18 protein-coding genes are annotated in these 19,846 nt (G+C 68.7%); 5 read left to right on the top strand and 13 right to left on the bottom strand.

The window, feature by feature from the left end; genetic code table 11:
- Positions 1-69 precede the first annotated feature (69 nt).
- The 3 genes from J4E04_RS02915 to J4E04_RS02905 are packed head-to-tail and all read right to left on the bottom strand — an operon-like array spanning position 70 to position 2,890.
- Positions 70-924, bottom strand: a complete 855-nt coding sequence (locus J4E04_RS02915) for a sugar phosphate isomerase/epimerase family protein (RefSeq protein ID WP_231476212.1) — start codon at positions 922-924, stop codon at positions 70-72.
- Positions 921-1,937: a Yip1 family protein gene (locus J4E04_RS02910; RefSeq protein WP_222649795.1), complete on the bottom strand. Its 1,017-nt coding sequence runs from the start codon at positions 1,935-1,937 to the stop codon at positions 921-923. The genes J4E04_RS02915 and J4E04_RS02910 overlap by 4 nt, the downstream gene beginning before the upstream one ends.
- A complete protein-coding gene (locus tag J4E04_RS02905) occupies positions 1,934-2,890 on the bottom strand; it encodes a Ppx/GppA family phosphatase (RefSeq protein WP_027504497.1) in 957 nt (318 codons plus the stop codon). The genes J4E04_RS02910 and J4E04_RS02905 overlap by 4 nt, the downstream gene beginning before the upstream one ends.
- A gap of 154 nt (positions 2,891-3,044) precedes the next feature.
- Between J4E04_RS02905 and J4E04_RS02900 the strand changes: the two genes are divergently transcribed.
- Both J4E04_RS02900 and J4E04_RS02895 read left to right on the top strand, forming a co-directional pair.
- Positions 3,045-3,845, top strand: coding sequence for a DUF3109 family protein (locus J4E04_RS02900; protein ID WP_027504496.1), 801 nt, complete (start codon positions 3,045-3,047; stop codon positions 3,843-3,845).
- 182 nt (positions 3,846-4,027) lie between these two features.
- Positions 4,028-4,897: a type IV toxin-antitoxin system AbiEi family antitoxin gene (locus J4E04_RS02895; RefSeq protein WP_490149857.1), complete on the top strand. Its 870-nt coding sequence runs from the start codon at positions 4,028-4,030 to the stop codon at positions 4,895-4,897.
- A gap of 80 nt (positions 4,898-4,977) precedes the next feature.
- On the opposite strand, the gene J4E04_RS02890 is transcribed toward J4E04_RS02895, so the two are convergent.
- From J4E04_RS02890 to J4E04_RS02880, 3 genes are all read right to left on the bottom strand, one after another.
- On the bottom strand, positions 4,978-5,661 hold the full coding sequence (locus J4E04_RS02890; RefSeq protein WP_027504494.1) for a response regulator transcription factor: 684 nt from the start codon (positions 5,659-5,661) through the stop codon (positions 4,978-4,980).
- Between the two features lie 16 nt (positions 5,662-5,677).
- Positions 5,678-6,847 (bottom strand): sensor histidine kinase, encoded by a 1,170-nt coding sequence (locus J4E04_RS02885; protein WP_027504493.1) that lies wholly within the window; start codon positions 6,845-6,847, stop codon positions 5,678-5,680.
- Between the two features lie 105 nt (positions 6,848-6,952).
- Complete coding sequence (locus tag J4E04_RS02880; protein WP_027504492.1) at positions 6,953-7,708, bottom strand: phosphoglyceromutase; 756 nt, start codon at positions 7,706-7,708, stop codon at positions 6,953-6,955.
- Between the two features lie 125 nt (positions 7,709-7,833).
- Here J4E04_RS02880 and J4E04_RS02875 point away from each other — a divergent pair, with 125 nt between their 5' ends.
- Positions 7,834-8,652: an esterase/lipase family protein gene (locus J4E04_RS02875; protein WP_222631915.1), complete on the top strand. Its 819-nt coding sequence runs from the start codon at positions 7,834-7,836 to the stop codon at positions 8,650-8,652.
- Here the strand turns inward: J4E04_RS02875 and J4E04_RS02870 are convergent.
- The 4 genes from J4E04_RS02870 to mshA form a co-directional block, all read right to left on the bottom strand.
- A complete protein-coding gene (locus J4E04_RS02870) occupies positions 8,649-10,115 on the bottom strand; it encodes a carboxylesterase/lipase family protein (RefSeq protein WP_490149856.1) in 1,467 nt (488 codons plus the stop codon). The two genes, J4E04_RS02875 and J4E04_RS02870, sit on opposite strands and share 4 nt — an antisense overlap.
- 98 nt (positions 10,116-10,213) lie before the next feature.
- The gene (locus J4E04_RS02865; RefSeq protein ID WP_027506349.1) at positions 10,214-11,815 is read right to left on the bottom strand and encodes an AMP-binding protein; all 1,602 of its coding nucleotides are present in this window, start codon (positions 11,813-11,815) and stop codon (positions 10,214-10,216) included.
- 130 nt (positions 11,816-11,945) lie between these two features.
- Positions 11,946-12,500, bottom strand: coding sequence for a type III secretion system chaperone family protein (locus J4E04_RS02860; protein WP_490149855.1), 555 nt, complete (start codon positions 12,498-12,500; stop codon positions 11,946-11,948).
- Positions 12,497-13,876 carry a D-inositol-3-phosphate glycosyltransferase gene (mshA, locus tag J4E04_RS02855; RefSeq protein WP_490150493.1) on the bottom strand — a complete coding sequence of 460 codons (1,380 nt, stop codon included), beginning with the start codon at positions 13,874-13,876 and terminating at the stop codon, positions 12,497-12,499. Before mshA ends, J4E04_RS02860 begins: the two co-directional genes overlap by 4 nt.
- Before the next feature lie 144 nt (positions 13,877-14,020).
- On the opposite strand from mshA, the gene J4E04_RS02850 reads away from it, so the two are divergent.
- On the top strand, positions 14,021-15,523 hold the full coding sequence (locus tag J4E04_RS02850) for a DUF222 domain-containing protein (protein WP_490149854.1): 1,503 nt from the start codon (positions 14,021-14,023) through the stop codon (positions 15,521-15,523).
- Positions 15,524-15,542: 19 nt separating this feature from the next.
- On the opposite strand, the gene J4E04_RS02845 is transcribed toward J4E04_RS02850, so the two are convergent.
- Positions 15,543-16,370, bottom strand: coding sequence for an alpha/beta fold hydrolase (locus tag J4E04_RS02845; protein ID WP_490149853.1), 828 nt, complete (start codon positions 16,368-16,370; stop codon positions 15,543-15,545).
- A gap of 89 nt (positions 16,371-16,459) precedes the next feature.
- Between J4E04_RS02845 and J4E04_RS02840 the strand changes: the two genes are divergently transcribed.
- Entirely contained in the window at positions 16,460-17,683 is a 1,224-nt protein-coding gene (locus J4E04_RS02840; protein ID WP_307091186.1) for an alkane 1-monooxygenase, read from the top strand.
- Here J4E04_RS02840 and J4E04_RS02835 read toward each other — a convergent pair whose 3' ends face one another.
- A complete protein-coding gene (locus tag J4E04_RS02835) occupies positions 17,684-18,412 on the bottom strand; it encodes a mycothiol-dependent nitroreductase Rv2466c family protein (protein ID WP_056441587.1) in 729 nt (242 codons plus the stop codon). It lies immediately after the preceding gene.
- A 22-nt stretch (positions 18,413-18,434) separates the two neighbouring features.
- Positions 18,435-19,763, bottom strand: a complete 1,329-nt coding sequence (locus tag J4E04_RS02830) for an ROK family transcriptional regulator (protein ID WP_307108224.1) — start codon at positions 19,761-19,763, stop codon at positions 18,435-18,437.
- Between the last annotated feature and the right edge of the window lie 83 nt (positions 19,764-19,846).

Raw genomic sequence — 19,846 nt, 5'->3', positions numbered from 1 at the left:
GACCACAGTGGATAGTGCGACTATCCGGGTGCGAACTTCCGAGAGTGCGAACTTCGGAGGTGAGGGACGTCAGAGGTGCTGCCGGGCGAACGCCAACGATCGTTCGAGTGCGGCCGACCGCTCGGTGGCGGTCCGCGCGTTCTGGGTGTTGATCTCGAGCACGGCCTGACCGTCGAAGCCTCGCGCGACCAGCGCCTGGCAGACCTCCGCGACCGGCTGCGTGCCGTCGCCGGGCACGAGGTGTTCGTCGACGGAGGCGCCGCGGCCGTCCGCGAGATGCAGATGCTTGAGCCCGGCGCCCATGCGCTCGGACAGCGCCACGGCATCGAGCCCGGACGTCGCGGTGTGCGAGAAGTCCAGCGTGTAGTGCTGGTGGCCCACGTCGGTCGGGTCGTAGGACGGCGCGAACGCGGTGAACCCGATGCCCGGCTTCCCTCCGCGCTTCTCGAGCCGCTTCACCGAGCCGGTGCCCGCACCGAAGAGCCGGTCCGCACGCATCGGGAACATGTTCTCGACGGCGACGACCATGCCCTCGTTGTCGGACTCGAGCTCGGCGACCTGGTCGGGAAAACCGTCGGCGTAGATGCGTTGCCAGCGAAACGGCGGGTGCACCACCACGGTGGACGCGCCGAGCGCCTCGGCAGCGTGGACCGAGCGCACCAGCTTCGAGACCGGATCCGAACCCCACACCCGCTGGGTGATCAGCAGGCACGGTGCGTGCAGCGCCAGAACCGGAACGCCGTACGCGCGGCTGAGCTGCTTGATCGCACCGACGTCCTGGCTGATCGGCTCGGCCCACACCATGAGCTCGATCCCGTCGAAGCCGAGCTCCGCGGCGAAGCGGAACGCGGACTCGGTGTTCTGCGGATAGACCGAGGCCGTGGACAACCCCACCGGAACGTGCCGGCGACCGGGCGTCGTCACGTGGTGCTGAGCATGAAGGCCAGCGGGCCCAGAGTGACGAATCCGCCCACGACCACCGCCAGCAGGATCGACACGATGTCGTCGGTGCGGCGCAGCACACGCACCACGGCCACGAGTCCGACGATGACGAAGAACGCGAGGACCAGGGCGACCCAGGGCAGCATCTCCCACAGTCGCTCGAACCCCTTGAACAGGAGCGCGCCGAGCACGATAGCCACGATGCCCTGGCCGATCAGCGACAACCACTGCTTGACCGGGCTGCGGGACTTCGACGGCGCCACCGGTGCGTCCTCGACGGGTTCCGCATCGGTGGGGGTCGCGAGATCGGCGACGTCGGCCGTGTCCGTGGCGATCGTGTCCGGGGTCTCGGAATCCTCGGTCACTGCCGGGACGATCGTGGTCACCGCGTCGTTCTCGGCCGTGACCTCGTCGGCGTCGACCTCCGGCTCGGCCGGCGTCGATCGCTGCTGCTCAGGAGTGCCGGGTCGATCGGAGGCGGGACGCTCCTGCGCCGGCCGCTCGGGTGCGAGCGCACGCTCCTCGGTGGAGGCACGCAGGCGGTCGACCGCCACGGACGGAGCGCCGGAGAACAGCGCGGGTTCGGGCCGAGCGGAACGGGCGGCACCGAACGCAGGGGTCGGGCGGGCCTGCTGCTCACGGCGGCGGTCGTCGATCCGGGGCGTGGTCCGTGTGGGCTCGGGTGCCGGGGCGGGCCGCTCGGGCTCGGCGTCGCGGGTCGACTCCTCGGCCTCGGCCTGCCGCGGCTGGTCCTGCGGCGACTCGGTCTCGGGCGACGCGTCGGTCTCGTCGTCGGGCGCCTCGGCCGGGGTCTCGTCGCGGACGATCGGGATCTCGCCGGTCAGCTCGGCGACGGAGATACCGCCGGCCATGCCGCGTCGACGTCGACCGCCACCGGACTGCGTGTCCACCTTGGCGCCGTTGCGCGCGAGCAGTTCCGCCACCGACACCTGTCCGGTGTCGGCCGCGCCACTTCCGTTGTTGTCGTCACTCATGTCTCTCGAGTCTCCACCACATCGCCGAACGTCTCCGTGTCCAGCTTGCGCAGGATCAATCCCTCACGCAGCGCCCACGGACAGATCTCCAACGAATCGATCGACAGCGCGCGCATGCTCGCCTCGGCGACCAGTGCTCCGGCCACCATCTGTCGTGATCGATCCGCGCTCACGCCTTCCAATTCTGCACGGTCCGCCGAGGTCATCCTCGAGATGAACGAGATGACCTGACGCAGACCGTCGGCCGTCAGGGTCCTGACGACACGGGGGCCGGCAGCCGACGGAGCGGCACCGGTCAATCGAGCCAACGAGCGGAAGGTCTTCGACGTTCCCACCGCCCGGTCGGGCAGCCCCGGCTCGAGCAGCTTCTTCGCCGGTTCGACGAGTTCCGCGTCGAGCCAGTCACGCAGCACGGCGACCCGCCGCTTGCCGGGAGGATCCTCGGCCAGCCAGTCGCGCGTCAGTCGGCCCGCGCCGAGGGGAAGCGACATCGCCACGTCCGGGTTCTCGTCGATCCCGGTGCTGAGCTCGAGGGATCCGCCGCCGATGTCGAGGTCGAGGATGCGCCCGGCACTCCAGCCGTACCACCGACGCACGGCCAGGAACGTCAGTCGCGACTCGTCCTCGCCGGAGAGAACCTGCAGGCTCACGCCGGTCTCGTCACGCACTCGGTTCAGCACGGCGGTCGAGTTGCGTGCGTCGCGGACGGCCGACGTGGCGAAGGCCATGAGCTCGCCGCAGCCCGACGATGTGGCGATCGACGAGAAGTCGGCGACCGTCCGCACCAGTCGATCGGAGCCGGACTGGGTGATGTCACCGGCGTCGTCGGTGTTCTCCGCCAGGCGCAGGGCAGCCTTGGTAGAGCTCATCGGTGTCGGGTGACCGCCGCGGTGAGCGTCGACCACGAGCAGATGAACCGTGTTGCTTCCGACGTCGAGCACCCCTAACCGCACAGGGAACACCGTACTGGGTCTAGCGTCGTGGCTTGTGACACGTGCTGAGAAGGCGGGTAGGCCGGAGGCCGGCCGGGCCGCAAAGCAGACGACGAGCGTGGGCGACGAGGCCGGACGGCGGTCGGGCGAGGCCACCGGACGGCCCGCGGACGTGCTGGAACCCGCGGCGACCCACAAACTCGATCCCGCACCCGAGGTGGCGCCGGACTTCCCGCGCGAGTGGGTCGAGTTCGTCGATCCGACCAACCCCGAGCACGTCGTCCGCGCGGATCTGACGTGGTTGCTGTCGAGTTGGACGTGCGTCTTCGGAACTCCCGCCTGCCAGGGAACGGTCCCCGATCGGCCCGACGACGGGTGCTGCTCGCACGGAGCGTTCCTGTCGGACGACGACGACCACGCCAAGCTCGTCGCCTCCGTCGAGATGCTCACGCCGGACGACTGGCAGTTCTTCGACAAGGGACACGGCAAGAAGGGCTTCGTGGAGGTCGACGATCTCGAGGGCGAGCAGGCGCTGCGCACCCGCAAGTACAAGGGTGCGTGCATCTTCCTCAACCGACCGGGCTTCGAGGGCGGCATCGGGTGCGCACTGCACCGGATGGCGCTGCGCACCGGCGTCGAACCCCTCGAGGTGAAGCCCGACGTCTGCTGGCAGCTGCCCATCCGCCGCACCCAGGACTGGGTGACGCGCCCCGACGGTGTCGAGATCCTGCAGACCGTCGTCGGCGAGTACGACCGACGTGGCTGGGGTGAGGGCGGCGCCGACCTCAGTTGGTACTGCACCGCCTCCCCCGACGCACACGTCGGCTCGAAGGCGGTCTGGCAGTCGTACGCGCCAGAGCTGACGGAGCTGCTCGGCAAGGACGTCTACACCGAACTCGCCGCGCTGTGTCGGCGTCGGCAGGGCTTGGGGTTGATCGCCGTGCACCCCGCGACCCGCGAGGCTCAGCGCACGTAGTCCCGTCAATGCCCCGCGAGTACGTCGAAAGTGCCGTGATCTCGGCGCTCGCCGCAGCACTTTCGACGTACTCGCCGGGGCTTGGTCAAGTTTCATCCACAGGCACCCCGTCATCCCCACGGCACTGGCGAGTTGCTCGATCGACGCGGCGCCTGTCGGTGCAGCTCGTGACGGTCTGCGCCATGGACCCCACACTCGTCGACGCAATGAGAGCCAACGGCGGCTTCCTGCACACGACCGATCTCCTCCGACGCATGTCCCCGAGCCGCGTGCGGTGGCTGGTGCACACTCGTCAGCTGACCCGCGTACGGCACGGGCTGTACGCGGTCGGAACGCTCCCTGTCTCGGCGCGACTCGACGCTCTGAGCATCGAGCTCGGAACGCGGGTCGCCGCATCCATGGACACGGCGGCGGCGATGCACGGTTTCGATCTCGACCAGACGCAGCAATTACATGTGGTGGAGCCGGACGATCGGCGCATCGAGAGCAGACCAGGGGTAGTGGTGCATCAGCGGCGGGGTGCGCCGCTCATGGAGATCGGCACCCGACTCGTCGTGGAGCCCGCCTGGACTGCTGTCGAGGTCGCACGGCAACGTGCCCCTGGTCGCGCGCTCGCCGTTCTCGACGCCGCGGCCCGGGTGGGCCGCGGACCCGGATCGCTGGAACGAGCAGTCGATGCGCAACGGGGGCGGCGGGGCATCGTCGAGGTCCGCCGCCTCGCACCGCTCGTCGACTGCAGATCCGGCTCACCGATGGAGTCGGAGACTCGCCTGGTGCTGCACGACGGCCACCTTCCGGCACCCGAGTTGCAGTGGCCCGTGATGCACGGACTCGGCATCTTCTATCTCGACCTCGCTTGGCCAGCACGACGATTCGCGGTGGAATACGACGGCGACGAATTCCACGGAACGCCCGATAGCATCCGACACGACAAGGCGCGCCTTGCACTGCTCGCAGACGAGGGTTGGCGAGTTCTGCAGATCACGTCGGACGATGTACGGCGCGAACCTGATGTCCTGGTCGGTCGTGTCCGCCGGCTACTTGCCGCCTGATGTCCGCGAATACGCCGAAAGTGTCGTGATCAACGGATCCGCAGCGACACTTTCGACGTACTCGCCGAAACCGAACGGCCTCACTCCTCGAGCTTGTACCCCAGCCCACGCACCGTGACGAGGTGCACGGGCTTCGCGGGGTCCGTCTCGATCTTCGAGCGCAACCGCTTCACGTGGACGTCCAGCGTCTTCGTGTCGCCCACGTAGTCGGCGCCCCACACACGGTCGATCAACTGTCCGCGGGTGAGCACTCGACCAGAGTTGCGGAGCAGGTACTCCAGCAGGTCGAACTCCTTGAGCGGCAACGTGATCTGCTGCCCGCCGACCATGACGACGTGGCGCTCCACGTCCATGCGTACCGGTCCGGCCTCGAGGATGCTGTTGTCGTCGATCTCCTCGGTGTCGGATCCACGCCGCAGGACCGCACGGATGCGCGCGATGAGTTCACGGGAGGAGTACGGCTTGGTGACGTAGTCGTCGGCACCCAGTTCGAGTCCGACCACCTTGTCGATCTCGCTGTCGCGCGCGGTGACCATGATGACCGGCACACCGGAGCGGCTGCGCAGGTGCTTGCACACGTCGGTGCCGCTCATGCCCGGCAGCATGAGGTCGAGCAGGACGATGTCCGCTCCCACGCGATCGAACTCGGCGAGGGCGGAGGGGCCGTCGCCGACGACGGTCGCGTCGAACCCTTCCTTGCGGAGCAGGAACGCCAGCGGGTCGGCCAACGATTCTTCGTCTTCGACGATGAGCACGCTCGTCATGGGGTGTCCTTCTCGGTCATGACGGCTCGCCGTCGTCTTCGATGTGAGCAGGAATGAGGAGCGTGAAGGTCGAGCCCGTCCCGGGCTTGCTCCACAGCTCGATGCGGCCGTTGTGGTTGGCGGCGACGTGCTTGGCGATGGCCAGTCCCAGACCGGTACCGCCGGTGGCCCGCGACCGCGCCTTGTCGACGCGGAAGAAGCGCTCGAACACGCGCTCCTGGTCCTCCTTGGCGATGCCGATGCCGCGGTCGGTGACCGAGAAGGCCACCATGCTCTGTGGGCCCGTCGCATCGTCGTCACGCAGGGACCGCGTCACCGACACGGGAGACCCCTTCGGGGAGTACGCGATGGCGTTCTCGACGAGGTTGGACAGTGCGGTGACCAGCAGGGTCTGATCGCCGAGCACCTCGAGTCCGCTCGGTCGGTCCGTCGTGACGACGATGCCCGTGGCCTCGGCCTTGAGAGCCGAACGCGAGAGCGCGCTCTTGACCACGGTGTCGACGTCGACGACGTCGAGATCGGGGAGCTTCTCGGCACCCTGCAGACGGGACAGCGAGATGAGTTCGCTGACCATGTTGCCCAGGCGCGTGGACTCGTCGAGCATCCGCTCACCGAATCGCTGGACCGACTCGGGATCGTCGCGCGACTGCAGCAGCGCCTCGGCCAGCAGGCTGATGGCGCCGACGGGGGTCTTGAGTTCGTGGCTGACGTTCGCGACGAAGTCCCGCCGCGTGGCCTCCATGCGGACCTGCTCGGAGTCGTCGTCGGCGAACAGGACGACGAACCGGCGATCCTCCTGGGAGAGCAGCTGCGCGTGCCCCTTCACGGCGATGCCGGCGCGCCCGCGGGCGTCGAGAACCGTAAGGTCGACCTCGACGTGGTCACCGGTCTCGAGGACCCTGGTGGCGGCCTTCCAGGCCCGATCGTCGAGCGACCGACCGCGGACGAGACCGAGCTCCTCGGCGCGCGGATTGAACAGCACGACGTCGTGGAACTGGTCGACGACGGCGATACCGCTGTGCGCGGCCAGCACGATGAGGTCGAGGACCTGGGACATCGTCAGCCCGTTGTCGCGGGTCTGACGCAGGACGTGGCGGGAGTTCAGATACGGGATCAGCACTCCACCGACGAGGTACCCACCGAACGCCGCGACGGCGGCGATCAGTACGACGGTCGGAGTGGTCACGGGCCGATCGTACGGTCACACGACCGTGCACCGACGCACGGTGGGCCGGGTTTTCCGGCCGTCACCGCAAGTCCGGCGCACGTTCGCACCGCGTTCATCGAGTCGTTACTTCTTGCCCTGGTTCGCCACTGCCGCGGCTCCGGCCGCAGCGGCCTCCGGGTCGAGGTAGGTGCCGCCCGGCACGGTGGGAACGAGCTTGTCGCCCGACTCCGTGAGGTCGTACTGCAGCGGGATGCCGGTGGGGATGTTGAGCCCCGCGATGTCCGCGTCGGAGATGCCGTCGAGGTACTTGACGAGGGCGCGCAGCGAGTTGCCGTGGGCGGCGATCATGACCGTCTTCCCTGCCCGCAGCTCGGGGACGATGACGTCCTCGTAGTACGGAACGAAGCGTTCGACGACGTCCTTCAGGCACTCGGTCAGCGGCACGCTGTCGAGATCGGCGTAGCGCGGATCGGCGTCCTGGCTGTACTCGGAGCCGACCTCGATGGGGGGCGGCGGGGTGTCGTAGCTACGACGCCACAGCATGAACTGCTCGTCGCCGTACTTCTCCTTGGTCGCTGCCTTGTCGAGACCTTGCAGTGCACCGTAGTGCCGCTCGTTCAGACGCCAGTCGCGGACGACCGGGATCCAGTGCCGATCGGCAGCGTCGAGCGCGAGGTTCGCAGTGCTGATGGCGCGACGCAGAAGCGAGGTGTACAGCACGTCGGGAAGGACACCGGCCTCCTTGATCAGCTCGCCGGCACGCTTCCCCTCCGCCTCACCCTTGGCGGTCAGGCGCACGTCCTGCCATCCGGTGAACTGGTTGGACGCGTTCCACTCGCTCTCGCCGTGGCGGAGAAGGATCAGGGTTCCGATGCTCATGCCGCCCAGTTTCTCACGATGCCGTCGGCGGGACGACCGGTCGGGCGCGCCGCAGGTCGTGCGGGGTGCGCAGCGGGAACTGCGCTTCCGCCGGGCCGAGCTGGCGTGACCGCTAGCCTCTGCAGATGAGAACCCGCTGGACAGTGGCGCTCGCGGCGTGCGCGTGGCTCGCGTGCGCCCCGACCGCAACGGCCGATCCCCTCCCCGTCGACTACAACTTCTTCAGCGGCTTCCCGGCGGAGATCGCGAACCCGGGCGGATCGCTGCCCGGAACCAACGACTTCTCGTGCGCGCCGACGGCGGAGCACCCGAATCCGGTGATCCTGGTGCACGGCACGGGGACCGGGCAGCAGACAGGATGGGGCGTGTACGCGCCGCTGCTGAAGAACGAGGGGTACTGCGTCTTCGCTCCGACGTACGGTGCGCTGCCGGGTGCGTGGCCGATCAGCGCGATCGGTGGCCTCGGGCCGGTTCCCGAGAAGGGAGCACAGTTCGCGGCGTTCGTCGACGAGGTACTGTCCGCGACGGGCGCCGAGAAGGTCGACATCGTCGGACACTCGCAGGGCACGGTGCTGCCCAACTACTACGCGCAGGTGCTCGGCGGAGCGGACGATATCGACAGGTACGTCTCGCTGGCCCCGCTGTGGAAGGGGTCGGGCCCGTCGCAGTTCGCGTGGCCCGACGCGTCGTACCGCTACGCGCCGGGCATCACGTACACCAACATCATGACGCGGTACGACGAGGTGGTCGTGCCGTACACGGACGGCTACGTCGAGGCTCCGAACGCGACCAACATCGTCGTACAGGACACGTGCGACGTCGACTTCTCCGAGCATGCCGGCATCGTCGGGTCGCCGAGGGCCGCGGCGTTCGTGCTGAACGCTCTCGACCCCGCGCACCCGCGACCCGTGCCCTGCGAGTTCGTCCCGCCCTTCACCGGCTAGCGCGCACCGTCCCACACCGTGCGGGTGTCGGGCCGCGGGTCGTTCACCACGGCCGACTCCGTCCCGAACATCTTCACCGTGCGCTCGGACCCGTACTGCGCCCAGCCGGGATCGCCGTCGCGCACGAAGTCGACCCAGACGCGGTGCATCTCGTCGGCGACCGCCTGCGGCGGGTTCGGCCCCGTGATGCGGGCGGTCTCGGGCTTGCCCAGCATGTCGAAGACGAACGGGATCTCGAGCGCGTGGCACGCGCCGAGGTTCCCGTCGAACAGCGGTGAGCGCCAGGTGAACTCGTAGACGTGGGCCGGGTGCACCTCGGCGACGCGCACGGCGGGGATGCGGAAGAACCAGTCGGTCATGACCGAAATCATGAGTTCGCCGGGCGAGGCGTCCGGATACCGATCGCGGTACGTGTCCAGCACCGACGGGTCCAGTCGATACCCGGCGAGCACCGTCCGCAGGTAGTCCTCGGTGATGTGCGGAACGATGCCGGCGGGCACGAGGAAGAACGCGTGCTCCTCACTGGTGGTGCCGAGCAGGAGTTCGACGTCGGCGCCTGCACCGTCGGCGATGCGCGAATACGGCAGCGCAGGAACGACATCACCGTCGATGCACGGCTCGAACGCCATCATGTTCAGTGCCACCTCACCCCACGCGCCGCTCGATGCCTCCGCGGCGATGCGATCGGACAGGGTGCGCTGGGCGTCGACGAGGGCGTCGACGGGTACCGAGCCGAGGCCCTCTACCGTCGCCGGAACGCCGAGGGCCGATGCCAACGCTGCCGAGATGGTGCCCGCGGTCTCGGCGGAGATGACGTGATGGCCGGCGCCGCTCTGCAGGACCGCGCGGTGGAACAGCCCCTCGGCGCGGGGCATCGACAGCAGCGTGCCGACGCTCATGGCACCCGCGGACTCTCCCGCGACGGTCACCCGCGCCGGGTCGCCGCCGTACGACGCGATGTGGTCCCGGACCCATTCGAGCGCCGCGACCTGGTCCAGCAGACCACGATTGGCGGGAGCGCCCTCGATCTGCGCGAAGCCGTCCACGCCGAGCCGGTAGTTGATCACCACGGCGACGACGCCGTCCCGCGCGAAGGCGGTGCCGTCGTAGGCGGGTACTGCGTTGCTGCCGTTCACGAAGGCGCCGCCGTGGATCCACACGAACACGGGCGCGGAGCCGGCGACGTCCGGCGAGTACACGGCGACGTTCAGGCACTCCTCGCCGGGCACCACGGGCTCGCTGAGGATCTCGCTGGTGGGCGGCCGGTACCCGACCTTCGGGACGGTGGCGCCGTGCTCGAGGGCGTCGCGGGTGTCGGACCAGCGCGGCGGCGCGGTGGGCGCCTGGAACCGGTGCGGGCCGAACGGCGCCTCGGCGTAGGGAACGCCGAGGAACGAGGCGATGCCGTTGTCGGTGCGACCGCGCACCTGGCCCTGGGGTGTATCGACGGTGATCGTGTCCATGGCTCATGAGTACCACCCCGAGTGCCCCCACACCCCTCACATGACGCGAACACCCTCTCCAGCACGCTGGAGAGGGTGTTCGGGCGGTACAGGGAGTGTCAGCCGGCGGCAGGCTCGGCCGCGCGCAGATCCTTGCGCAGGATCTTGCCGGACGCCGACTTCGGCACCGTGTCGATGAACTGCACGCGGCGAACCTTCTTGTGCGGCGACACCTTCTCGGACACGAACGTCATGACGTCGTCCTCGGTGAGCTCGGCGCCCTGCTGCAGCACGACGAACGCCTTCGGTACCTCTTCGCCCTCGTCGTCGAGCACGCCGATGACGGCCGCATCGGCGATCTGCGGGTGCGTGAGCAGCAGCGACTCGAGCTCGGCGGGCGGCACCTGGTAGCCCTTGTACTTGATCAGCTCCTTGAGCCGGTCCACGATGCTGACGCACCCACGACCGTCGACGACGGCGATGTCGCCGGTGTGCAGGTACCCGTCGGCGTCGAGCGTCTCGGCCGTCGCAGCGTCGTTGTTCAGGTAGCCGGCCATGACGTTCGGGCCCTTGATCCACAGCTCACCGGGCTCGCTGACCTTGTCCGAGCCGGGCTCCGGGTAGGCCACCTCCTCGCCGGTGGCCGGATCGACGAGCTTGTTCTCCGAGTTGGCGACGGCGGTGCCGCAGCTGCTCAGCGGCATGTCGTCGCCGTCGAACGGGATGGCGTGCGAGACGGGGCTCAGCTCGCTCATGCCGTAACCCTGACGCACCTTGGTCTTCAGTCGCTTCGCGACGGCGTTGCCCAGGTTCTCGTCGAGGGCGGCGGCACCGGAGAACACCATTCGCACGCTGGAGATGTCGTACTGGTCCACCATCGGGTGCTTGGCCAGTGCGACGGCGACGGGCGGCGCGATGAAGAGGTAGGTGATCTTCTTCTCGGTGGTGAGGCTCAGGAACTGTTCGAGATCGAAGCGCGGCATCGTGACCAGCGACGCGCGCACCTTGAGGCCGAGGTTGAGCAGCACGGTCATGCCGTAGATGTGGAAGAACGGCAGCACGGCGAGCAGGACGTCGTCCCGGTTCGCGCCCATGCGCGGCTCGATCTGCGACACGTTGGCCACCAGGTTGCGGTGCGTGAGCATGACGCCCTTCGGCCGTCCCGTGGTACCCGAGGAGTAGGGCAGCACCGCGAGGTGGGTCGACGGGTCGAAGCTGACGTCGGGCGCCTGTGCACCCTCGGTGAGGAGGTCACGCAGCGACTCGTGGCCCTCCGCGCCGTCGAGCACGACGATGCGATCGGCCGACAGACCGACCTGCTCCGCAGCGGCCTTCGCCTGCGGGAGCAGCGGCGAGACCGTGAAGATCATGGTCGCGGACGAGTCCGTGAGCTGCTTCGCGATGTCCTCGGCGTTGTACAGAGCATTGATCGTCGTGGCGATCGCACCGGCGCGCAGGATGCCGTGGAACACCGACGCGAACGCCGGCACGTTGGGCGAGTGCACCGCGACCACGTCGCCGACCTTCACTCCGCGCGAGGCGAGTGCGCCTGCGACTCCGTTGATCTGACCGACGAGAGTGCGGTAGTCGGTGACGGCGCCGCTGGGCCCGTCGATCAGGGCGGGGCGCGCGAGGTCGTCCTCGGTGAGGTCACCGAAGAGGAACTCGTAGACGCTCTGCTCGGGAATCTCGACGTCGGGGTACGGGCTGCGGAAACTCATGGAACTCCTCATCGGCACAGCAGGGACGACAGAAAGGCAACCTTAATGTGTCGGGCGGTCACATAAACATCCTTCGGACATTCCGGGTGACAGCCATCACACGAGGGAGCCTACCTGCACGGTGTCCGAATCAGTCCCGGTCGTCGTCCGCTCGGTCCGCCGGCTGCACCCAGGACGTGGGCCCGTCGTCCGGCCTGCCGTTCACCAGATGCTCGAATGCCTTCAGGTTGTTCAGCGACTCGCCGCGCGAGACGCGCCACGCCCACTCGCGGCGGATGGACTCGGCGAAGCCCAGTTCGAGCAGCACGTTGAAATCGCCGTCGGCCGCCTCGAGCACCTGCCCGAGGATGCGGTCGATCTCGTCTCCCGTGACCGCGTGCGTCGACATCTTGCCGACGAGGTAGATGTCACCGATCTTGTCGATCGTGTAGTGCACTCCGTACAGACGGCGGTTGCGCCGCAACAGGTATCGGTACACGCCCTCGAAGTTCTCGTCGGGCTTGCGGCACACGAAGGCCTCGATGCGCACGCCGTGGTTGCCGACCGTCAGCATCGTCGAGGTCTTGAGCTTCTTCTCACCGGGAAGGTCCACGACGAACTGCGTGTCGGTGGCCCGGGAGTAGTCCAACTCCCGGTCGGCCAACACCGAGTCGATCAGTTCCGTCACCTGGTCGGTCGTCGTCACAGCGCTCTCACCGGTCCTGTCCGTCGTAGTCGCCACAGACCACGGGGTCTGCGAGGCGAGAACTCACCTGTCGGTCTCTCGACACCCGCGGTACGGCCGAATCTCCACGCCGCGCGGGCGTAGGTGTCCAGCAACGCGTCCGAGGTGTGTTCCCACGAGAAGTTCTCCGCATGTCGTGAGGCATTCGACGCCATCACGGTGCGCAGACGGTCGTCGGCGAGCAACGACTGCACCGCGGTGGCCCAGTCGGCCGGATCGTGGCCCTGCACCAGCACGCCGGTCTCCCCGTCCCGCACGGCCACACCGAGGCCCCCGACGTCCGCGGCGACCACCGGGACACCGCACGCCTGGGCCTCGATGGCCACGAGACCGAAGGACTCCGAATAACTGGGCACCGCAACGAGATCCGACGCGCGGTAGACGTCCGCCAGCCTGTCCGGGGGTTGCGGCGGGAGGAACGTCACCCGATCCTCGATGCCCAGCCGGCGACTCAGCTCGATGAGGGAGTCGGGCCGTTCCAGACCGGTGCCCGACGGGCCACCGACCACCAGCACGCGCACGCGCGACGACGGGTCCCGCCGGTGGATCTCGGCGACGGCCGCGACGAGGACGTCCGGCGCCTTGAGAGGCTGGATCCGTCCCACGAACGTCACGAGGGGGTCGTCGGCGTCCAGCCCCAGGGAGCGTCGAGCGGCGGCGCGATCGCCCGGCCGGAACATGCTCAGGTCCGCTCCCGGCGCGACGACGTCGATCTTGTCCTCGGCCGCGTCGTACAGATCGACGAGGGCCCGGGCCTCGTCGAGAGTGTTGGCCGTGAGCCGATCGGCTTCCTCGACGACCTGCTTCTCACCGATGCGGCGGGCCGCCGGTTCCGGCTTGTCCCCCGCCGCCACCGACAGGTTCTTCACCGCGGCGAGCGTGTGCGCGGTGTGCACCAGGGGGACCTTCCACCGGTCGCGGGCGAGCCAGCCGACCTGCCCCGACAACCAGTAGTGCGAGTGGATCATGTCGTAGTGGCCCGGCTCGTGCCGTGCCTCCTCGCGCAGGACACCCGCGGCGAAGGCGCAGAGCTGGGTGGGCAGGTCGTGCTTGTCGAGACCCTCGAACGGGCCGGCCGCGATGCTGCGCACCAGTACGCCGGGCGCGGCCTCGACCACGGGTTCGTCACGGGAGGACGTGGCCCGGGTGAAGATCTCCACCTCGACTCCGCGCGCCGCCATCTGCACGGCGGTCTGCAGGACGTACACGTTCATGCCGCCCGCGTCCCCCGTGCCGGGCTGCGCCAGCGGAGACGTGTGCAGCGACAACACGGCTACCCGATGCGGGCTGTGACGGCGGACCACACACCCAGTGTGCCCTGTCCGATTGCGCCGCAGGCCCCCGCCTACCCGGCCATCCCCCTACGAGCGTGCCGACACATGCGCGGGAACCCGCCGACATTCACAGCGCCGGGAACACGTACGCCACTGCCCCGCGGGAGTCATGGAAACATGTCGGAGGACCCTGATACCTTCGCACACATGTTCGAACAGGGGTGGGCGACGCAGGATCCGGAGGCCATGGGCCTACCCGGAACGCTCCTCGACGCACCCGTGAACACCCTCCTGTCCACGATGTCCTACGCCTCGGCCGGACTGTCCTATCTCGAATGGACCCGATACCGGGCCGCAGCGGAACTGCACACTCAACTCGTCGTTCCTCACGAGATGTCCGATCACCGCCGGATGGATGCGACGACTCACTGCGCCGCCCGCATCTCGGCCGTCCTGTCCGTCAGCCAGGGTGCCGGAGAAGGCATCCTGACCCGCGCAATTGCACTCCGAGACCGGTTTCCCCGCGTAGCCGAGTGCCTCCGCGACGGCCTCATCGCCCCCAAACACGTCCACACCATCATCGGCCGAACCGACCTCGTCGACGGCACCACGTACGTGCGGGAAGTCGACACCGAGATCGCCGCGGCCCTACAGCGACGCGGCTCGTGGTCGGACAAACGCATGCGGGACATGATCGACCGCATCGTCTACCGCCACGATCCCGACGCCGTCAGGGAACGACGTGTGCTCGCCGAGAACAACCGCAGCTTCTGGATCGACGCGGGACCCGACGGCATGGCATACCTGGGCGCAACCATGACAGCCGACAATGCCGTCGTCGTCGCTGCCGCGGTGGAGGAGTTGGCCGGACGCGTGTGTCGCAAGGATCCTCGCAGCAAGGGCGCCCGTTCCAGCGACGCCCTGTTCGCCCTCGCCACCCGCACAGCGTACGAGTGCCAGTGCGACGATCCGGACTGCTCCGCGCCCGGGCGGACCGGTGAGGACGGCCTGCTCATGTCATTCATCGTGCACGTCGTCACAGACTCCACCACCATGGCCGGCGACACCGCCGCCGACGGCAATCCAGGGTTCCTCGTCGGCCACGGCGTCATCTCGCCCGACCACGTCGCCGACCTCGCCGATCGTGCCGACGCCGTCATCCGCCCCGTCTCGACCACCAACCCCGCATCACAGCCCGCCGATCCGTACCGCCCCTCCAGCGCCCTCGACACGTTCGTGCGCATTCGCGACCAGTACTGCACCTGGCCCGGCTGCAACCGTGGGGTGTGGACCGGCGATCTCGACCACATCGCGGAGTACGACCATGAGAATCCCGACGGCGGCGGCCAGACGACCGACGTCAACCTCGGCGGCAAATGCAGGTTCCACCACAACTTGAAGACGTTCGGCGACTTCGTCGACGATCAGTACACCGAGGACGACACGGGACGCGTCGTCTCCACCGTCACCACGCCCGAGGGCCTCGTCGTCGCGGGGCCGGCGCACAACGGATACGACATCCACCCCGGACTCGCCGACGTCACCTTCAAGACGGCCGATCCTCCACCACCGAGTCCGCCCCGCACTCCCCCCAGCAGACGCCGCACACGTCTGGCGGACAAACATGCCCGCCGGAGGAACGAACGCAACCGCAACCGCAACCGACGGGCCCGGGAAGTCGCCGACACCGACGACCCCCCACCGTTCTGACATGCATCACGTGTGTGGACTAACCCAGAGAGTCGACGAAACCCGCCAGCTCGGACAGGAAGCGGGCCGGGTCCGCGACGAACGGACCGTGATCGACGCCCTCCCACCACGAGGTCGACGCACCGGGCACGACGGAGGCGGTGTGCCGACCCGCGCCGACGTCCACCACCGTGTCCGCCGTGCCGTGCATCACCAGGGTGGGGACGTCCAGCGCCGCCAGCGTCTCGTCGTGTCCCACGTCGCGCCGGAACACCGCGGACCGCACGCGTGGACGCGTCGCCAGGCTGGCGCCGAACAGTGCCTGAGCTGCGGCGCCGTGTCCTTCGCCGGGTCCGGTGAGGGCGTTGCCGAAACTCGCGAGCGCCCTGATGGCCACGCGCGAGTCCGCGCTCATCGCGCCGGGGATCGCCGCACGCATCGCCGTGCCGACGGCGCCGCCGGGTCGGTCCGGACCGATCGCGGTGATCGCCGCGACGAAGACGACACCCGCCACCGCACCGGTGCCGTACACCGACAGGTAGTCGCACAGCACCAGACCGCCGTAGGACCAGCCCAGCAGGACCGCACCCGAGCGGATGCCCTCCTGCTCGAGAACGGCGTGCACGTCCCCGGCCCACAGCGCCGACCGGTCGTAACCGACGTCGGGGGCACCGGACATGCCGTGCCCGCGCAGGTCCACCGCGATGACGCGGTACCGCTCGGACAGGTCGGCGAGGAGGTCGTCGCCCCAGCAGGCTCCGGTCTGGGCCCAGCCGTGCAGCAGCACCAACGGTCGAGCCGAGACGTCTCCCGTGACGCGGTAGACCAGGGATGTTCCGTCGCGCCCGAGCGCCTCTCGTATTGCCATGCCACCAACATATTGGGCGCACGTTGTGGGATGTCAGAAGGGCTCGTGCAGCGGCCTGAGCAGCGTCGACACGTCGGTAAAGTTCCGTCGTGACCGAAACACACCAGCGCTCCATCTCGCCGAAGACGGGCGAATGGCGTGACCTCAACCGGTACTACTGGCCGTGGGCTCTCATCGCTCCGATGCTTCCGCTCATCTCCGTGGGCATCGTCTTCGGGCTGCAGTGGTGGGCACCGGGAGTGTCACAGGTCGCGTGGTGGTCGGGTCCCCTGTTCCTCTACGTCGTGGTCCCCATCGCGGATCGCATCGTCGTCCCGTTCGACGAGAATCCGCCCGAGGATCTGGTCGAGTCTCTCGAGGCCGACTTCTGGTATCGCGGCTGCGTCTACGCCTACATCCCCATGCAGTTCTTCGGCATCGGGCTGTCGTCCCATCTACTGACGGCCGACGACCTCTCGTGGCTCGGGCTCGAGAACGGCCTGTCACTCGCCTCGAAGATCGGCGTGGCGCTGACCATCGGACTCGTCGGCGGCATCGGCATCAACACGGCGCACGAGCTCGGTCACAAGAAGGTCGAGTACGAACAGTGGCTCTCGCGCATCGTGCTCGCGCAGAGCTTCTACGGGCACTTCTACGTCGAACACAATCGCGGGCATCACGTCCGGGTCGCCACTCCGGAGGATCCGGCGAGCTCGCGTCTCGGTGAGACCCTGTGGCAGTTCTACCCCCGCAGCGTTCTCGGCGGATTCCGTTCCGGGTGGGCACTCGAGCGTGATCGTCTGCACCGCACCGGGAAGCGCACCTTCTCCTTCTCGAACGCGAATCTCACCGCCTGGCTCATGAGCCTCGCCCTGTGGGGTGCGCTGGTCGGCGTGTTCGGTGTCGAACTGCTGCCGTTCCTGGTTCTGCAGGCGGTGTACGGGATCTCGCTGCTCGAGGCCGTCAACTACCTCGAGCACTACGGGCTGCTGCGGCGCACCAAGGAGAACGGACGCTACGAGCGCTGCACTCCGGAACACAGCTGGAACAGCGACTACGCCGTCTCCGACATCTTCCTCTACCACCTGCAACGGCACAGCGACCATCACGCCAACCCCACGCGCCGGTACCAGGTGCTGCGGAGCATGCCCGAATCTCCGCAGCTCCCAGCGGGTTACGCGCCCCTGATCCTCGTGTCGTACTTCCCGTTCCTGTGGCGGGCGCTGATGGACAAGCGCGTGGTCGCGCACTACGACGGCGACCTCCGGCGCTCCAACATCCAGCCCGCGAAGCGGGAGAAGTACCTCGCGAAGTACCCCGCGCCGACGCGGTAGCTACTTCTTCCGGCGCCGACTACCGCCGTGCCAGTCCTGCTGCACGCCCGCCTCGTCCTCGCTCACACCGAGAGCCCGCAGCTGGGGTAGCTCCCGCAGACTGCGCTTCAGCTCCGCGAATCCCGGGAACCGTGCCAGTCCCACGACGTGGTCCCACAACTCGACCGCGTCGTCGTCCGACGGGAGCCGGCTGATGACCGGGCCGAAGAACGCCACGCCCTCGGGCGGCTCGACGTGGATGATCGGTGTTCCGACGTCCTTGCCCGTGAGCGACAGCGCCTCGTCGGTCGACGCCTGGATCTCCTCGTCGAACGACGTGTCGTCCAGTGCCCGGACGTGATGCTCGGGCAGGCCGAGGCCGGCGAGGATCGGTGCGAGGAACTCGGCCGTTCCTCGGTGCGCGTGAGCACCGGCCTCGTCGGGCACCGGCTCCGCATCGAAGATCCGCGCGCCGAGCGCGGCGTACAGCGGGCCCATCGCCTCCCGGCCGTGCTCGGCCCGCACGCTCGCGGCAGCCCGGAGCAGCCGGAGCCCCGCAGTGTGTCCCGCCTCGTACTCCGGCGGGAAGTGCGTCGCGTAGTCGATGTGCGCGTTGAGTTGTCGCAGGGAGATGAAGCTCCAGTCGACGGTGTAGTCCCGTTGCGCCTGGACGAGGCGGACCCACCTGCTGGTCATCCAGGCGAACGGGCACACCGGGTCGAAGTAGAACCGGAGATCGGGTGCTGTCATGTCCGCAGTATTCCCCGTGCGATCAGCGCTGAGCGTCGATCTTCCGCATCGTCACCACGGGATCGGCGTAGAGCGAGCCGAGGGACACCGCCGCCGCAGCGTGGTCCTGCACGCGCTTGCCGAAGCTGGTGACCCGCACTCGCCGCGACGTCGCGACCGAACTGGAGGACTCGAACGCGGCCTCGACGCGCTCCATCGCCGCCGGATACGCGGTGAACGCCTGACCGCCCACCTGCACGCTGTCGGGGTTGACGACATCGTGCACCAACGCCAGTGCGCGACCCAGCGCATCGGCGCGGTCGTTCAGAAGTCCCTGTGCCACAGTGGAACCCGTGCGCGCCGCCAGGTACACCGCAGCGATGGAACGCTCCGACTCGTCCAGCAGTCCGGCGCGCTGCGCCGCGGCCACGACGGCCCGATCGCTCACGGTCGCCTCGAGGCATCCCGTACGCCCGCAGTCGCACACGGCGTCCGAGCCGGTCGGTAGATGAGCGATCGACCCCGGGCCGCCCGCGGGGGTGTGCACCCGACCGTCGATGGTCAGCGCCAACCCCGTCATCTCCCGCGCATAGAAGTACAGCGACGTACCCGGCCGGCCGCCGACAGACCCACCGGCCTCCGGCCTTCCCGCATCCTCGGGGGCCGACTCCGTCGCGAGCAGCAACTCCGACGCCGCCATCGCCTCGACGTGGGGTGCCACGGCCACCACGGCACCGAGCCTCTCGCCCAGGACCGCGCCCACCGGGGCGTCGGACCAGGCGAGGCGAGGGTGATCGACGGTGCCCTTCTGCACGTTCACGCGGCCACCGATGGCGACACCCACGAACAGGATGCGGCGCCGGTGCCACCGTGCGGCGAAGGACGCGGCACTCTCCGCGATGGAGCGCAGTGCGCCGGCGTGCGGGCCGGAGGGTGTGGCGATCTCGACGCCGCCGAGCACGGTGCCGCGCAGGTCGACGGCGACGATGCGCGTGGTGGTCGCGCCGATGTGCACCCCGAGGGTGCACTGCCCCTCGTGGTCCACCTCCACCGGAACGCGGGGACGCCCGACGGCGCCGGACGTGGACAGATCGGCACGCTCACGCAGCAGCCCTGCGGCGATGAGCGCACTGACGTGGCGGTTGACGGTGGCGGTGCTGATGCCGGTGGCCGAGACGATGACGTCGCGCGACACGGGGCCGCGCTGCACCACGGCGCGCAGGACGACGGCGGCCGGAGTGTCGCTGACGCGCAGTTCGGGCGCGACGACGCGCGCCGGCCTCGGCCGGTGGGGACGTCCGTACGGGGACCGCGTGGCGGAACCCGGCGTACGAGAAGCAGAACTCTGAGCGAGAACGGTGGGGGCAGACATGGGAATCCCTCGAGAGCGAGACGGATGGGCCGGGAGCCTGGGAACGAGGCCGGTCACACCCGATCGTCGGACCTCACATGGAG

The sequence above is a fragment of the Rhodococcus sp. NFXS4 genome (assembly GCF_058139645.1).
Note: the sequence above shows the minus strand (reverse complement) of the source record. Positions and strands in the feature narration are given on the sequence as shown.

What these genes read in the sequence shown, in the direction of transcription:
- J4E04_RS02865 (WP_027506349.1), bottom strand. Translation starts at nt 11,815, where the DNA reads ATGAGTTTCCGCAGCCCGTACCCCGACGTCGAGATTCCCGAGCAGAGC.
- J4E04_RS02830 (WP_307108224.1), bottom strand. Translation starts at nt 19,763, where the DNA reads ATGTCTGCCCCCACCGTTCTCGCTCAGAGTTCTGCTTCTCGTACGCCG.
- J4E04_RS02890 (WP_027504494.1), bottom strand. Translation starts at nt 5,661, where the DNA reads ATGACGAGCGTGCTCATCGTCGAAGACGAAGAATCGTTGGCCGACCCG.
- J4E04_RS02910 (WP_222649795.1), bottom strand. Translation starts at nt 1,937, where the DNA reads ATGAGTGACGACAACAACGGAAGTGGCGCGGCCGACACCGGACAGGTG.
- J4E04_RS02875 (WP_222631915.1), top strand. Translation starts at nt 7,834, where the DNA reads ATGAGAACCCGCTGGACAGTGGCGCTCGCGGCGTGCGCGTGGCTCGCG.
- J4E04_RS02870 (WP_490149856.1), bottom strand. Translation starts at nt 10,115, where the DNA reads ATGGACACGATCACCGTCGATACACCCCAGGGCCAGGTGCGCGGTCGC.
- J4E04_RS02880 (WP_027504492.1), bottom strand. Translation starts at nt 7,708, where the DNA reads ATGAGCATCGGAACCCTGATCCTTCTCCGCCACGGCGAGAGCGAGTGG.
- J4E04_RS02845 (WP_490149853.1), bottom strand. Translation starts at nt 16,370, where the DNA reads ATGGCAATACGAGAGGCGCTCGGGCGCGACGGAACATCCCTGGTCTAC.
- J4E04_RS02895 (WP_490149857.1), top strand. Translation starts at nt 4,028, where the DNA reads ATGGACCCCACACTCGTCGACGCAATGAGAGCCAACGGCGGCTTCCTG.
- J4E04_RS02835 (WP_056441587.1), bottom strand. Translation starts at nt 18,412, where the DNA reads ATGACAGCACCCGATCTCCGGTTCTACTTCGACCCGGTGTGCCCGTTC.
- J4E04_RS02850 (WP_490149854.1), top strand. Translation starts at nt 14,021, where the DNA reads ATGTTCGAACAGGGGTGGGCGACGCAGGATCCGGAGGCCATGGGCCTA.